Origin of the sequence: Pedobacter sp. HMWF019 (genome assembly GCF_003061025.1) — a bacterium.
Classification (GTDB): domain Bacteria; phylum Bacteroidota; class Bacteroidia; order Sphingobacteriales; family Sphingobacteriaceae; genus Pedobacter.
Genome location: NZ_QAIL01000267.1, coordinates 1 through 16294, shown reverse-complemented (window position 1 = coordinate 16294; position 16294 = coordinate 1). Strand labels below are relative to the sequence as shown.

Annotated in this window: 9 protein-coding genes; all 9 read left to right on the top strand. The window is 42.9% G+C overall.

What is annotated here, in order from left to right; all coding sequences use genetic code 11:
- The first annotated feature begins 73 nt into the window (after nucleotides 1-73).
- The 9 genes from DBR11_RS15570 to DBR11_RS15530 all read left to right on the top strand — a co-directional run bounded on the left by DBR11_RS15570 (nucleotide 74) and on the right by DBR11_RS15530 (nucleotide 16269).
- Nucleotides 74-1918, top strand: a complete 1845-nt coding sequence (locus DBR11_RS15570; protein ID WP_108553580.1) for a sodium:solute symporter family protein — start codon at nucleotides 74-76, stop codon at nucleotides 1916-1918.
- Nucleotides 1919-1940: 22 nt separating this feature from the next.
- Nucleotides 1941-3119 (top strand): glycosidase, encoded by a 1179-nt coding sequence (locus DBR11_RS15565; protein WP_108553579.1) that lies wholly within the window; start codon nucleotides 1941-1943, stop codon nucleotides 3117-3119.
- A 9-nt stretch (nucleotides 3120-3128) separates the two neighbouring features.
- Nucleotides 3129-4289, top strand: a complete 1161-nt coding sequence (locus DBR11_RS15560; RefSeq protein WP_233260774.1) for an AGE family epimerase/isomerase — start codon at nucleotides 3129-3131, stop codon at nucleotides 4287-4289.
- The gene (locus tag DBR11_RS15555) at nucleotides 4210-5994 is read left to right on the top strand and encodes a PNGase F N-terminal domain-containing protein (protein WP_233260773.1); all 1785 of its coding nucleotides are present in this window, start codon (nucleotides 4210-4212) and stop codon (nucleotides 5992-5994) included. Before DBR11_RS15560 ends, DBR11_RS15555 begins: the two co-directional genes overlap by 80 nt.
- Before the next feature lie 81 nt (nucleotides 5995-6075).
- Complete coding sequence (locus tag DBR11_RS15550) at nucleotides 6076-7092, top strand: GntR family transcriptional regulator (protein WP_108553576.1); 1017 nt, start codon at nucleotides 6076-6078, stop codon at nucleotides 7090-7092.
- A gap of 2 nt (nucleotides 7093-7094) precedes the next feature.
- Nucleotides 7095-8696, top strand: coding sequence for a solute:sodium symporter family transporter (locus tag DBR11_RS15545; RefSeq protein WP_108553575.1), 1602 nt, complete (start codon nucleotides 7095-7097; stop codon nucleotides 8694-8696).
- Between the two features lie 193 nt (nucleotides 8697-8889).
- Nucleotides 8890-11979 carry a TonB-dependent receptor gene (locus DBR11_RS15540; RefSeq protein ID WP_108553574.1) on the top strand — a complete coding sequence of 1030 codons (3090 nt, stop codon included), beginning with the start codon at nucleotides 8890-8892 and terminating at the stop codon, nucleotides 11977-11979.
- Nucleotides 11980-11997: 18 nt separating this feature from the next.
- Nucleotides 11998-13539: a RagB/SusD family nutrient uptake outer membrane protein gene (locus tag DBR11_RS15535; RefSeq protein WP_108553573.1), complete on the top strand. Its 1542-nt coding sequence runs from the start codon at nucleotides 11998-12000 to the stop codon at nucleotides 13537-13539.
- A 69-nt stretch (nucleotides 13540-13608) separates the two neighbouring features.
- On the top strand, nucleotides 13609-16269 hold the full coding sequence (locus DBR11_RS15530; protein ID WP_108553572.1) for a carboxypeptidase regulatory-like domain-containing protein: 2661 nt from the start codon (nucleotides 13609-13611) through the stop codon (nucleotides 16267-16269).
- Nucleotides 16270-16294: the final 25 nt, after the last annotated feature.

Below are 16294 nucleotides of genomic sequence, written 5' to 3'. Positions count from 1 at the left end.
TTAATGCTAAATTGATGCCTAATTTTAGTTCGTTATTGAATAACCTAAGTCACTTACTCAACAAGCCTAAACCATGAGATTAACAAGTATTGATCTGTGTATCATTCTTGCCTACCTGTTGCTGACCATTTTTATTGGTCTTTGGTATCGAAAAAAAGCAAAAGAAAATAAAGAAAGCTATTTAATGGGGGGTAAATCCCTGCCCTGGTATATGCTCGGTTTAAGTGATGCATCAGACATGTTCGACATCAGTGGAACCATGTGGATGGTGAGCCTTTGTTTTGTGTATGGTCTGAAAAGCATATGGATACCCTGGTTATGGCCGGTGTTTAACCAGGTTTTTATGATGATGTTTCTGAGTAAATGGCTGCGCAAGAGCAATGCCAATACCGGAGCGGAATGGCTGCTTACCCGTTTCGGGATTTCCGGAAAAGGGGTAAAAGGTTCTCAGGTGGTGGTCATCGCTTTTGCGCTGATCAGCTGCTTTGGTTTTCTGGCTTATGGTTTTGTAGGGCTCGGAAAATTTATAGAGATTTTTGTGCCCTGGAGCCAGGTGAAGGACTATGTTCCCTTTGAACTTTCCGATCGATATGTACCACATTTCTACGGAATCGTATTCACACTTTTTGCCATGTTCTATTCCATTATAGGTGGAATGCACAGTATCGTCCTTGGAGATGTGATCAAATATATCATCATGACCGTTGCTTGTATTTCTATTGGAATTATTGCCTATCAACACTTACATGGGCAGGCCCTAAATGTTCCTAAGGGATGGGATGATCCGTTTTTTAGCTGGCGTCTTGATCTCGACTGGAGCAAAATTGCTGCAGAAGCGAATAAAAAGATTGCTGATGATGGTTTTAGTTTGTTCGGATTGTTCTTTGGTATGATGTTGATGAAAGGCGTGTTTGCTTCTTTGGCCGGGCCGGCTCCAAATTATGATATGCAAAAGGTATTGAGTACAAAAAGTCCGGAAGAAGCCAGTAAAATGACCGGATTCGTCAGCATTATTCTACTACCCATTCGTTACTCGATGGTGATGGGTTTAACTGTACTCGCCTTGCTGTATTATAATCAGCTGTATTTAAAAGGACCAGATGGCGTTACTGATTTTGAAAGGATCCTTCCGGCAGCCATCAATACTTTCCTTCCGGTGGGCGTGTTGGGTTTGGTACTTACAGGGTTGCTTGGCGCCTTTATGGGAACCTTCAGCGGAACGCTAAATGCGGCTCAGGCCTATATTGTGAACGATATTTACCTTAAATATGTTAACCCGGAGGCCAGTACGCAAAAAATCATCCGTATGAACTATCTGGTCGGCATACTGGTGGTTGCCATCGGGGTGATCCTGGGCCTTTTTGTAAAAGATGTGAACACAGTATTGCAATGGATCGTTTCTGGCTTATATGGTGGTTATGTAGCTGCAAATATGTTGAAATGGTTTTGGTGGCGTTTCAATGCAAACGGCTTCTTTTGGGGCATGATGTTTGGCATTGTACCCGCAATTGCCCTGGCCATTTTAAAATCCTTCGGCGTGCTTTCCGGACTGGATCTTTACTACTGGCCTTTATTGTTTATCCTGTCTATGGCTGGCTGTATCCTGGGAACCTATGCTGCTGAACCTACGGAAATAACGGTGCTTAAATCTTTTTATACAACAGTCCGGCCATGGGGGTTTTGGAAACCTGTCAACGATCTGGTCCTTGCCGATGATCCCCTGTTCCAGCCCAACAAGAACTTTAAGTTAAACATGTTCAATGTCGTTCTGGGTATTATCGCCCAACTCTGCTTAACCATTCTGCCCATGTATCTGATCATGATGCAGAAGCTACCACTGGTGATTACAGTGTTGATCCTGGCGGTCATCATCACCATCCTTAAAAAGACATGGTGGAATAAACTGAACGATTACTAGATATTTATCTGCATCATAAAAAATGAATAATTTTGAAAAGAAGGTTCAAGACCTTTACGACAACTATGCGGGGCTGATTGCCCTGGACAACCAAATGATAGAAGGGGGTAACGGGGTTTTTAACCGATACAAACATCCTGTATTAACCGCTGCCCATGCCCCATTAAACTGGCGGTACGATTTTAGAGAAGAAAGCAATCCAAATTTGTTGGAAAGGATCTCTATTAATGCGGCATTCAATGCCGGTGCAATTAAATTTAACGGGAAATATATCCTGATAGTTAGGGTAGAGGCTGCAGACCGAAAGTCCTTTTTTGCGGTTGCGGAAAGTCCGAATGGTATAGATCACTTTAGTTTTTGGGAAACACCAGTAATTTTACCGGAAACAGAAGAACCAGATACCAATGTTTATGATATGCGTATCGTTGCGCATGAAGATGGCTGGATGTACGGACTATTTTGCACAGAGCGGAAAGACCCATCTGCCCCTGTTTACGACCAGTCTATGGCAGTAGCACAATGCGGTATTGTCCGTACCCGGGATCTGAAAACCTGGGAACGCCTCGCTGATTTGAAAACACCCTCCCCACAACAAAGAAACGTCGTATTACACCCGGAATTTGTAGAAGGACAATATGCGTTTTTTACCCGTCCGCAAGACAGCTTTATTGAAAGCGGTACAGGTGGTGGTATTGGTTTTGGTCTTAGTGCATCGATGGAACAAGCCGTGATTGAAAAGGAAATTGTGGTCGATCCAAAGCAATACCATACAGTTTATGAAGCAAAGAACGGCATGGGACCGGAGCCAATTAAAACGGAACATGGCTGGCTTTTTTTGGCGCATGGGGTGCGAAATACGGCTGCAGGATTAAGATATGTACTATATTTGTTTATGACCGATCTGCATGACCTGACCAAGGTGATTTATAAACCTGCTGGTTATTTTCTGGCGCCCCAGGGCACAGAAAGAGTTGGAGATGTATCTAATGTGGTTTTTTGTAATGGTTGGATTTTAGATGAAGATGGAAAAATATTTATTTATTATGCCTCTTCAGATACAAGAATGCACGTTGCAACCACTAACTTAGCTATATTACTGGATTATGTGATGAATACGCCTGCAGACGGCCTCCGCTCGGCGGCAACCGTACAGACGATTCTGAGCAATATTGGAAATAACCAGCTGGTGAAGAAACATTAAATGCATAACGTGGCGGAACAAGAAAAAAAATATGCAGCAGAACTGCAATCGGAGTTGTTAAACATCCTTAGTTACTGGATGGATTTTACCCCTGATGATACGTATGGGGGCTTTGTAGGAAGAATTGATCAGGACAACATTATTGATGAAACCGCAGCAAAAGGGGCCGTGCTTCATGCAAGGATTTTATGGTCCTTTGCTGCTGCCTATAATCAGAATCCGCTGCCAGAATATCTTGAACATGCCGGCCGGGCCTATCACTATATCGTAGATCACCTCATTGATCATGAATTTGGTGGGGTGTATTGGTCTGCAGACCCCAAAGGAAATCCGCTGGACACAAAAAAAAAGATCTATACTATCGCCTATACCATCTACGCCATGAGTGAGTTCTTTATGGCTTCAGGTAAAGAAGTAGCAAAAGATCATGCGGTTGCTTTATACAAAGATCTGATCCGTTATGGTCTGGACAAGGAAAAAGGGGGTTACTTTGAAGCTTTTGGTCAGCAATGGGAACTGTTGGATGAATCGAAAACCATGAATACCCAATTGCATGTTCTGGAAGGTTTGACCAATTTATACCGCATCTGGCCAGACCAGGAGCTGAAACTGCAACTGGTTGATCTTCTTGCAAACTTCAGAAATTTCATTGTTAATGCGGATACGGGGCATTTAACACTGCTCTTCGATGAAGACTGGGCGCGGAAATCGGATACCATATCCTATGGCCATGACATTGAGGCCTCCTGGCTATTACAAGAGGCTGCAGAGGTAACCGGAGAAGCCGAATTGATTGATGCATTTAAAGTGCTGGCTTTAAAAATGTCAACAGCTTCTTTGGAAGGTCTTGATGCTGACGGAGGGATGTGGTACACCTGCGAGCCTGCCTCGCAGCATGTCGTTCGCGAAAAACACTGGTGGGTACAGGCTGAAGCTATGCTTGGATTTTACAACGCCTGGGAATTGTCTGGCGAGGAGAAGTTTTTTGCCGCTTCAATGGGTGCCTGGACATTTGTAAAAAACAGGATCATTGATAGAAACAACGGCGAATGGTTTTGGGGGATTGGTGCAGATGATCAGGTGATGCCAGATGAAGATAAAACCGGACCCTGGAAATGTCCGTACCACAACAGCCGCGCATGTATTGAAATTATTAAGAGAACAGCATAAAAAAAAGCCATTATCTTTACCCTCCATGAGAACCCTATTTATCGGCTGTGTGCTGTTGTTCATCAGCACCGCCTTATTTGCCCAAAAGAATACCAATGCAACCCAGGCTGTAGTTACCTATAAATTTCGCAGCAATGGAAAAGATCAGGACGGAGAACTAAAACTATTTATTAAAGATAAGCAGGCGCGCCTGACCAGGAATGGCGCACAGACAGAGCAGCAGTTTCTGCAATTTGACGAGGCAGCCAGCTATCAGGTGCTAAACAGCAAAGGCACTCAGTATACTTTTAAGAAACCATTTTCAGAATATGCTTCGGCTGAATTGCTGCCGGGAATAGATACCATATGTGGTATTCCGTGTAAAAAAGCAAAGCTCTTCATCCGTTCCAATACCATTGAAATCTGGTATAATACCGATTTAAAAATAAAAGGCAGCCCGGCTATTACGATTGCTCCAGGGCTTGGGCTGGTGCTCAAAACCATTCGTAATGGCAATTCCGAAACGGTAGCCAGAAACATCAGTTACCGTAAAATCAAAACGCAAGAACTGCAGTGGCCCGCCCAATGGGGGATCACGCTCGATGAGCCAGCTTATCAGCGTCAGGTGATCGAAAGCCGTTATATGACGCTGCAGATCTTTAACGACGAGCAAATTAATTTTGGTCGTAAAACAGACAACCCGACAGTAGAACAAGCCAATACTACCTATCATTTTGCCGGTGGGACAGTGATCATGAAAAAAGTGAAATTGCCTTCTGCTTTGCCAGGACAACATTTATTTGCAGAACTGGTACAGCACTCCAATGGCGATGCTTATGACCGCACAGGTTCTGTTTTTATGATTCCGGTAAGCCGGGAAGTTTCGTTTTTAAAAGCACTCCAGAGCGGTTTACAGGTACTCCCTGTGTATAATGCCAGAAATGGTAAGAAATACCAGGGAATTATCGCTACAGACCAGTATTTGCCACCTTTAGAGCTGATGAGGTTCTTCACCTCCTTTGGAGTGGGGCATTTTAATGCACAGGCAAAGATCAAAGGTTATAACTGGGCCGATTCTGTAGTCTACAAACAAGACATCACCACCTTATTACCAAGTTTACAAGGAGAAGTATGGATCGGTGTTTTTATAGGAAACTATGATAAAGGCGGACACAAGGCCAGTCTTAATTTTAAATACTATCCTGGAGATGATGGAGAGGATAAAAAGAGCGATAAAAAATGGATGATGCCCATATTTAACACCACAAATCTTATGGAAATGGCAGGTCAGGAATATGGAACACTATTCGACAAGGATTCTCTTACAGTGGCAGTAGAAGTGCCAAAAGGGGTAAAGAATTTGAAATTGAGGTACCTGGCAACCGGGCATGGCGGCTGGGAAAACGGAGATGAATTTGTTCCAAAACAAAATGAAATATTTACAGATGGCATCCGCGCCTACCATTTTATTCCCTGGAGGGAAGATTGTGCCACCTACCGCATGCTCAATCCGGCCTCCGGAAATTTTGGCAATGGTTTGTCCTCATCAGATTTAAGCCGTTCCAATTGGTGCCCAGGTACACTTACCCTTCCTGTAGAAATTCCTTTACCGGATCTCAAGCCAGGAAAACACCTGATACAGGTGGCTATTCCATTAGGTAAGCCTGAAGGCGGAAGCTTCAGCGCATGGAATGTTTCTGGTGTGCTTATTGGTGATCAGGAATAATTAAATTTTGCAAAAACTATTTATCTTTACCATATTTGAAAAGTAGTATAGAGTAGTACAGGGCCAAATATAATATTGATCATGAATTTTATTTTTCAAAAAATAAGGGAACTTACCGAAATCAATTCTCTCTCCAAAAATGAACAGCTGATTCAGGGGATTCTAAACGCCATTGATGAAAAGCTGGTTTCCAAAGGAGAGATCCTGCCTTCGGTAAACGCAATGATCAAGGAATTCGGTTTTGCAAGGGAGACCATTGCAAAAGCCTATAAAGAGCTGATCAGCCGTGGAATCATTAAATCCACTAATCGTCTGGGGTATTTTGTGGCGATAGAAGATACAGAGCAAATCCTGAAAGTGGCTCTGGTATTGTTTAATTTTGATGTTTTTCAGGAAGACCTCTACAGGAATTTTAAAGAAGGTCTTGGAGAGAATGTGCACCTGGATATCTTTTTTCACCACAATAATATTGAGACCTTCGAAAGCATTCTCTCTAATATGAAGGGTAAATATGGAATGTACGTGATTGCACCGATTCCACATCCGAAAACCACAGAATTGCTGAAGTCCATTCCCGCTAACCGCCTGCTGATGATTGATCGTTATGTGCCGGTAGACGAGGAAGTGTCTTATATTGTACAGGAATTTGAAGAGCCGGCTTATCAGGCTTTTGCAAGTTTAAGTGAACGGATCAAGGAGTTTGAAGAAATCATATTTTTCTTTAAACCCTCTTCTGCGGAGCCTATAGATATTTTAAAAGCCTTTAAACGCTTTCTGAAAGATTTTGAGGTAAAGGGAACAGTAAAAACAGCCTATGTGCCAGGGTCTGTAAAAGCAGGGAAAGTTTATTTTACCATCAACAATTCAGAATTGTGGGTAATCATTAAGGATACCATTGCAAAGAATCTTCAGTTGGGCAAAGATGTAGGTATTCTTTCCCATAACGATGATACCGTAAAAGAGATCGTTTGTAATGGCATCACCACTTTTTCGGTAAATTTTGGAGAAATGGGAAAAAAGGCTGCAGAATATGTATTGGACAGACAAAAAATACAGGAGGTGATGCCAACTGTACTGCTTAGACGAAATTCATTGTAGAAGTGAATACATCGGCTGTAATCAGTTTATTGGTATGTACCCTGTTGGTCGGTTTTTTTTCCTGGCTCAAAAGCCGGAAGGTCAAAATCACCAATACAACTTCTTTATTCCTGGCCAACCGCAACAACAGTTATTTGCTGGTTGCGGGGTCGCTATTTTTAAGCAACCTGAGTGCCAATCAGTTTATAGGGGAAAATGAATCGGTTTACATCAACAATATGACCATCATTGGCTGGGGTATCAGCTCTGTTCTGGCCATGTTGCTGGTTTCTGAATTCCTGATGCCGGTCTATTTCAGGAGCGGAATGATTACCACACCCGATTTTTTGGAGGCCAGGTATGATAAAGGAACCAAGCGACTGGTCTCTATTGTCTTTCTGCTCAGTTACATCGTCAATCTGCTGCCAACGGTATTATATACAGGTGCGGTAGCTTTTAATGGGATGTTTAATATCAGCCAGGTGCTGCATATCAGTTACTGGCAGACCATTTGGATCCTGGTCTGGATCATGGGAGGTATAGGCTGTACCTATTGTATTCTGGGCGGGTTAAAAGCGATTTCTGTGTCAGACAGTATCCTGAGTTTTGGAATGCTGATTATTGCGGTGATCCTTCCTGTTTATGGACTCAGATATCTTGGACAGGGAAGCATTATAGAGGGCTTGCACACCATTATTTCCTCTAAAACTTCTCATTTAAACGCTATAGGTAGCGCAACAGATGCCGTTCCCTTTTCTACTATTTTTACCGGGATGCTGGTAGTGAATATCTATTACTGGGGGATGGAGCAATATATTGTACAACAGTCGCTGGCGGCTAAAAATCTCAGTGAAACTCAGAAAGGCATTGCACTGGCCTGTGTTGCAAAACTCCTGAGCCCCTTGTTGATCAATGTTCCGGGGCTTATTGCTGTCCACTTGTATCCTGACCTGACCAATACTGCCCAGGTTTTTCCATTGCTGATCAAAGACGCATTACCTTCTCTGTTTATCGGATTAACAGGAAGTGTCATACTAGGCTCTGCCATTACGGTATATAATGCGGGCTTAAACAGCAGCAGCACCTTATTTGTATTGAATATCTATAAACCATTAAGGATTAAACGAGATATACCTGCCTCAGAAAAGGAGCTTGTTAAAACAGCGAAACTTTTCGAGGTGGCGATTTCCCTTCTGGCGATGTTTATTGCGCCCTTTATCATTTTTGCAGACAAAGGCTTTTATAATTACCTGCAGGAAATCGCCGGAATTTTCAGTATTCCAATTTTCACCATCATTCTTGTTGGGATGATTACTAAAAGAGTGCCTCCTTTGGCTGCTAAAGTTGCGGTCGTGTTCTATATCATCTGCTATGTATTCCTGCACTTTATATTTCCTGTGCAAATGCATTTTCTTCATTTAATGGCCATTCTCTTCGTGGCAACAATGGCTATTATGTTCCTGATTGGACGCCTCTATCCAATGGCACATCCTTACGAGTCTACAAAGACAATTATAAATAAAGTACAACCCTGGAAATATCGCTACCTGGCGGCAGCAGTCCTTATTTTGTTGATGATATTTGTTTTTGTTCTGTTTTCTCCTCTTGGACTTGTTAAGGCATAATTTGAAATAAATAAGCCATACGCTCTTTTAGGCCTGGTTTTTCCTGATCTAAAGGCATGTCTTTCCATCATTTAGATGAGGTTCCGGAAAAAAAGATTTGCATTTACACTTAAACTTTACAATCTTTAAATTATAGTATAGAATAGTATAGGTTATTCAGTGCTAAAAAACCAAATTTAAACCAATCCTAAAAATGAAGACACTTTACGATTTATTCAAATTGATGTTTTTCTGTGCGATCTTTTTAATAGTTTCTCCTATTCTTTTAAAAGCGCAGGATGTAGAAAAAACCATCACAGGGAAAACCCTTGATGAAAAGGGTGCCCCCTTACCTGGTACGACCATAAAGGTGAAGGGTACAACTAAAACATCAGTAAGCAATAGTGATGGAACCTTCAGTATTCAGGTTTCTGGTCCCGGTGCTGTCCTGGTTTTTTCCTTCATTGGTTATAACCACCAGGAAGAGACAGTAGGTAACCGAAATTCTATACGTGTTCAGTTGAAGCCTAATGAAGAGGGACGCATGCTTAATGATGTCGTTGTGGTTGGGTATGGCAGTCAAAAAAAATCCAATATTACCGGGGCTATCTCTTCCGTAAAAGGAGAGGAACTGTCTAAAATGACGGTTGGAACCCTAGGCTCTGCTTTACAGGGAAAGGTATCCGGGGTTTCAGTTGTGGCTTCGGGAAGTGAGCCCGGAAGCAGCCCTCAGGTCTTTATTCGTGGGATCAGTACTTTTGGTTCTAATGCGCCATTGTATGTTGTAGACGGTGTACCTCTAACAGACATCAGTTTTTTAAATCCGAAGAATATTGCCAGTTTGGATGTGCTTAAGGATGCCTCCTCTTCAGCGATCTATGGCTCAAGGGCATCCAATGGTGTGATTATCATTACAACCATTTCCGGAACTCCAGGTAAGACTACGATTTCTTTTGATGCTGCAACAGGCTTTTCTGACCCTTTACGTAAACCAAAAATGGCAGATTCTAAAGAATATGCCTCTATTATGAATCTGGCGGCCAGTAATTCAGGTAATCCACCGGTATATAAAGATGTCAATGCAATCACCAACTCTACAGACTGGTGGAAAGAAGTAACGCAGAGGGGAGTGACTCAAGATTACAACCTGAGCTTAACAGGTGGATCGGAAAAATTGAACTACGCGAGCAGTGTGGGGTATTATAAAGAAAAGGGACTAATTCAGACCACAGACTTTAACAGAGTCAATTTTCGTTTGAAAACAGAATATAAGATCAGTCCCAAAATCAAAGTTGGACAGGATATTAACATCTCAGGAACAGGCAGAACACCATCACCAAATCCTGGAGGAAGCAATTCTATTTTTCAGAATGCCATCCTCGCCGATCCGGTTACACCTGCAAGGGTTCAAAGAAGTTCGAGTGAATTTGATAACTATGGCAGTTCTCCAACCGATATCCCCAATACCCTGGCAGTAGTGGAACGGAATTTTCAGAACGTAAAAAACACCTATCTGGTTGGAAGTATTTATGGAAGCTATGAAATTATTCCAGGGCTGACTTTTGAGCCCCGCTTTAGCGTAAACGGTGATTTGTATGAGTACAATAGCTTTTCACCTACTTATAACATTAGTGCAACACAATACAGTCTGGTCAATAAAGCGAGCAGACAACATGATATTTCCAAATACTGGAACAATACCAATACACTGACCTATAAAAAGCAATTTGGCGACCATAACCTGACGGTTCTTGCCGGTTTTACCAATGAGAAATTTATAGATACCAGGTTGTTTGCCAGCGGTCAGGGGATACCCTCCAATGACCCGACGCTGCGTTACCCTGTAGCTGCTACAGACGGCTTTAATATTGGTGTGGGAGATGGTTCCAGGTTTGACAATGTGCGTACTTTGCAATCTTATCTGGGCAGGATCAACTATAGTTATAAAGACAAGTATTTACTGTCTGCAAGTGTAAGGGCCGATGGCTCCTCTATTTTTGCACCTGAGCACAGATGGGGTACTTTTCCTGCCTTTTCAGGTGGATGGGTCGTATCTAAAGAAGACTTCCTGAAAAATACAGCCTGGCTAAGTAATCTGAAGATCCGGGCTGGTTACGGGCAGGTCGGTAACCAGGGCGCAGTTCCACTTGGACAATATGTATCCAATTTAGGAACGGTATACAGTGCTATGGGTTCTACAGGCGCTTCCCAGGTTGGTGTGATCAGAACTTCTGTTCCCAACCGCGATTTGAAATGGGAAACGGTGGAAGACATTAACCTTGGACTTGATGCGGGTTTGCTCAACAATAAATTAACCCTTTCGGGAGATTACTTTGTCCGCAATGTTAAAGACATGATTGCTACCCAGCTGATTGTTGCTTATGCAGGCTTTGGTGGCAACTCACCATGGACCAATGTAGGTACCATGCAAACCAAAGGATTTGAATTTAGTATTGGCTATCAGGATAAGGCAGGAGAGGTCAGTTATGGGATCAACCTGAATGCCACACACTACACAGCTACAGCCAAAAAGCTGGCCCAGGGAAATGATATCCTTTCGGGTAATACTGCTATTTTTGGAACCACCAGCTTAACCAGGGAAGGACATCCGGTAGGTGCTTTTTATGGTCTTCAAACAGATGGTATTTTTCAAAACGCTGGAGAAGTAGCATCCTATAAAAATGCTGCGGGTACCTTGATCCAGCCAAATGCGGTACCTGGAGATTTCCGTTTTAAAGATCTTAACGGCGACGGTGTGATCAACTCTTCTGACCGTACTTTTATTGGCGACCCTACACCTAAGCTCACCTTTGGCATCAACCTTACTGCAGCCTATAAAAACTTCGACCTTACTGTCTTTTTTACAGGAAACCTGGGTGGAGATCTGGTGAATGTATTGAAAGGATATACCAATTCGGGAAGTAACAATTACAATAAAATTGCAGGACTGGAAAGTATAGCCTGGCATGGTGAGGGAACTTCGAATACCACACCTCGTATTGCCGCTTTTGACAACAATGGCAATTACTCTAAATTCAATGATTTCTATATTGAAAGTGGTTCTTTTGCCAGGTTGAGGAATTTACAGTTAGGTTATACCATTAACAGCGAGAAGGTTGGAAAGATCAGAGTCTTTGCCAGTGCCCAGAACTTGCTGACGATAACCAAATATAAAGGCCTGGACCCTGAACTGGCCTATGGTACGCAATGGACTGACAACAGCTCCGCATTGAACAGAGGACTGGACTGGGGTAATTATCCAACTTCAAGGACCTTTCTTTTTGGATTAAATTTTACATTCTAAACTTTTGGAGGACTTATTATGAAAAGATATATATTCATGCTCATCGCACTTGCTTCACTTTCTGCAGGCTGCAAAAAGTTTCTGGACCAGCCTATTATTGGCCGTCAGAATACTGATAATTACTTTAAAACAGAAGCCGATTGTCAGGCCGCTGTGATTGCCTGCTATTTTGGAACGCATTCCGACCAGTGGTATGAACTGGACAGAAGTCAAATGATGGGCGATGCCTTGAGTGATGACGCTTTTAAAGGCAATTCTATTCCAGGAGATCAGTCTCTTTTTGGGGATATTGCCCGTTATCACTTTGATGCAACCAATGAATGGTTTGGCTTCAGGTGGAGCTACCTTTGGAAAGGAGTAGGCAATTGTAATTTCGCTATCGAGGGCATCAGTACCTCTACGATAGACAATGCCGTAAAACAAAGACTGATTGCGGAGGCCAAATTTTTAAGAGCTTACTGCTATTTTGAACTGGTAAAGAGTTTTGGAGGTGTGCCCTTGGTACTGAATGTTCCGGATCCCCAGGCTGTACTTTCGGTAACCAGATCCAGTAAAGAAGAATGTTTTGCCCAAATTGTTAAAGACCTTTCTGATGCAGCAGCTGTATTACCGGAAAGGGCTGCACAGGGTGCGGATCAGCTAGGACGGGCCACCAAGGGCGCTGCCAATGCCTATCTGGCAAAGACTTATCTGTTTACAGAAAACTGGGCACAGGCGCAAAAATATGCAGATCAGGTAATTGCTTCAGGACAGTATAGCCTGGAACCAAGTTTCAGCAATGTTTGGAGCGTGCGTAACAAAAATGGAGTAGAGTCGATCTTTGAATTTCAGTATAATGCAGATCAGACCTTCAATTTAGGAACTGCACTGACCACATTGACGCGGAGCAGGGCAGATGGCGGATGGGGTTTTGATACACCTTCAAGCCATCTGGAGCAGGCATTTCTGAAAGAAAATGATCCGAGATTGAAATGGACCATTATTAAACAGGGTGATAATGTTGGTGCACCTACGCCGAATTTCGATTATTCACATTATGATACCAAATTATCTGAAAACGAATCCGGCAGGATCAGCAGAAAATTCTATCTGGCTCCGGCAGACCGTCCGGCAAATGAACTCTCCCATGCACCGCTGAATATTATCCAGATGCGCTATGCAGATTTACTGCTTATTGATGCAGAGGCTGCTTATCGCAACGGTAATGAGGTTGTCGCTTTGAAAAGCCTGAATATGGTGAGGGAAAGGGCAAACCGCCTGAACCCAGGTGCCGTTCTTCCGAGAAGTTCTTCAGGCACACAATTGTTAAATGACATCTGGCTGGAGCGAAGACTGGAACTGGCTATGGAAGGGCACCGCTATTATGACCTGGTAAGACAACATCGCCTGGTGCAGGTGATAAAGGATTTTTATACCTATAACAATAGCACCAGTACAGATCCTTATGATAAAGGCAATCCGAAAGGTGCTGATGTGGCGGAAAAACACAATTTGTTTCCTATACCACAGCAGGATATAGATCTGTCTAAAGGTGTACTGAAACAAAATCCTGGCTTTTAAGAATAAGCAGATATAACTGTATATAGACTTATTGATATATTGATCATTGAATACCCAAATTACCCCAAGATGCGAACAAGAATTTTGCTGATTACTTTCCTTAGCCTGTCGGGCAGCTTTTATCAAAAGCTATTGGCTCAGGAGAAATTTATAGAAGCCGAAGCTGCAACACTGTCTAATGGCGCAAGAATAGAAGCCTGTTCCACCTGTTCAGGTGGAAATAAAGTAGCTGGTTTAGGAGATCTGAAAAATGGTACGGCCGTTTTTAGTCTGCAAGTACCCAAGACAGGTCTTTATCCTTTAAAGGTCTATTTCAGAGTTTCGGATGACCGGAGCCTGGGCGTTCGGGTCAACCAGGAGAGCGTTCCGCAAAAAGTTGTTTTCCGGCGTACTGCGCCCTCAGAGCAGTCCAGCTTGCAGCAAATCTTTGTTCCGCTGAAAGCAGGTCTTAATACGGTATCTTTTGATAATCCTGTAGAAGGTGGACCAGATCTGGACCGGATTGCCTATGGTACTGTTCCTGTAAAGTCTTTAAGCTTTAAAGGAATTATCAAAAATAAAAACGGAAAACCGGTTAAAGGAGTAGAGGTCCAACTCAGGGGAGGAGCGGATCGTTTGGTTAGTACAGATGCTGCCGGAAATTACCTGATCAATGATGTTCCGGAAGGTAATTACTTATTGTCTGCATTTGCAAACGGTCAGCTCATTTTTCCTCATTCCAGAACAGCAGGTCCTAAAGATAATGGGGCAGCTTTAAATTTTACCGCTTCAGCATTTGTAAAAAAAGCAGCTGATATCCAAAAACTAGGTAAAGGCAATACCTATATCAACTACAATCTTAAAACCGGTACGGCCGATTTTTATACCCTTGGAAAACAGATCCTTTCTAATGTATATGCAGAGGCCCATATTCCAAAGGTGATTTCCAGTATGGATTATTCCAAACATGAAATCAAAGAAGAACCTTTTACAGATCAACTCGGTAGCGGAACACTTTTTACGGTAAGCTCCACTGCAAAGCGACTTCCGGAGATGATCCAGGAATATTGGTTGTATACGGATAAAGGATTTATCCTGAGCAGGCTTTCTGTAAAGAACAATGAAACATTCAGCAGCGCTTATATGGCCCCCTTAAAATCCGAAACCTCTTTTCAGGTTCTTCCTTCAGGAAATAATTATGCCTTATTTGTACCTTTTGACAACGACAAATGGGTGCGTTATGTTGCTTTTCCTTTCAGTAAGGTGGTTTCCAGTCATGAAGTTTCTGTGCTGTTTAATGAAACATCAAACCAGGGGCTGGTGATCGGTTCTGTAGATCACGATAACTGGAAAACAGGTGTGGTCACTGCAACAGAAGGCAATACGCTCCGTCGTTTAGAAGCTTATGGTGGCTTTACTTATGCTACATCCAGAGATATCCTGCCTCATGGAAAGATCAGCGGCAAGCTGGTGCGTTCGCCCAGAATGTTTGCAGGTTCATATGCAGACTGGAAAGAAGGAATGAATGATTTTGCTGCAGTCAATTCTGGTTTACATAAAAGACTGAAATGGCCTGGGGGAGTTCCCTTTGGCTGGAACAGCTGGGGCAAGATTCAGTTTAACCTGACCGGTCAAAAAGCAGTGGAAGTGTCTGATTTTTTTGCCAAAGCGCTTAGAGATAAAAGTTTTGAGAACGATGGGGTGACCTATATCGGACTCGATGCCGGAGCTGAAGACCGGACAGATGAAGAACTGACCGCTTTTGTAAACGAGTGCAGGAAGAACAACCAGATCCCGGGTGGTTATTATGGCCCCTTTGCCGATTGGGGTGGAGACAGCACCAGGAATATAGAAGGAACGCCTTATACCTATAAGGATCTTTACCTCAGGGCAAATGGCAACAAACAATATATTGATGGTGCTGCGGCTATTGATCCAACCCATCCAGGCACCAAAGCCAGAATTAAAAAATCTCTGGAAAGATTTAAGCGGCTCGGTTTTAAATTTATGAAAGTGGATTTCCTGGCTCATGCTTCCCTGGAGGCAGATCACTATTACAATCCAAAGGTGACGACTGGCATTCAGGCTTACAATGAAGGAATGAAATACCTGAGGGAAGTACTGGGCGATAGCATTTACCTCAATCAGGCCATCTCGCCAATTTTCCCGGCAGATTATGCACAGTCCAGGCGCATTGCCTGTGATGTCTTTGGAGATACAGAAAAAATAGAATACGCCATGAATTCGCTTACCTATGGCTGGTGGCTCTCCAATGTGTATTTGTACAATGATGCAGACCATATTGTATTGGAAGGACATTCTGAAGCAGAGAATCGTTCCAGGGTAACTTCATCTGTGACCACTGGAATCTATATTTCAGGTGATGACCTGAGTGCGGGGGGAAGCATGGAGGCGAAAACGAAATCCCTTAAATTCCTGACCAATCCCGATGTCAATGCAATTGCCCGTTCGGGACAGTCTTTCCAGCCTGTTTATCCTGCACAAGGTGGAAAGGCGGCCAATGCCTTTTTCAGAAAAGACGGCCAATACCTTTACCTGGCCTTGTTTAACTACAGCAATGAGGAAGTGCATCTTCGTATCCCGGTAATTGCCATCCCGAACGTGCTTTTAAATGGACATCATTATAAAGAGCTGTGGACAGGTCAAACGGGTACGGCGGGAACAATTCTGGAACAAACCATACCTGCGGCAGATGTCCGTATTTTAAGATTTGAACTTACTAAAAAATAATTACCCATTGATATGACTTTTAAAT

Bases quoted from the DNA above. Each gene is read 5' to 3' on its own strand.
- DBR11_RS15570 (WP_108553580.1), top strand. From the start codon at position 74: ATGAGATTAACAAGTATTGATCTGTGTATCATTCTTGCCTACCTGTTG.
- DBR11_RS15565 (WP_108553579.1), top strand. From the start codon at position 1,941: ATGAATAATTTTGAAAAGAAGGTTCAAGACCTTTACGACAACTATGCG.
- DBR11_RS15555 (WP_233260773.1), top strand. From the start codon at position 4,210: ATGAAGATAAAACCGGACCCTGGAAATGTCCGTACCACAACAGCCGCG.
- DBR11_RS15550 (WP_108553576.1), top strand. From the start codon at position 6,076: ATGAATTTTATTTTTCAAAAAATAAGGGAACTTACCGAAATCAATTCT.
- DBR11_RS15540 (WP_108553574.1), top strand. From the start codon at position 8,890: ATGAAGACACTTTACGATTTATTCAAATTGATGTTTTTCTGTGCGATC.
- DBR11_RS15535 (WP_108553573.1), top strand. From the start codon at position 11,998: ATGAAAAGATATATATTCATGCTCATCGCACTTGCTTCACTTTCTGCA.
- DBR11_RS15530 (WP_108553572.1), top strand. From the start codon at position 13,609: ATGCGAACAAGAATTTTGCTGATTACTTTCCTTAGCCTGTCGGGCAGC.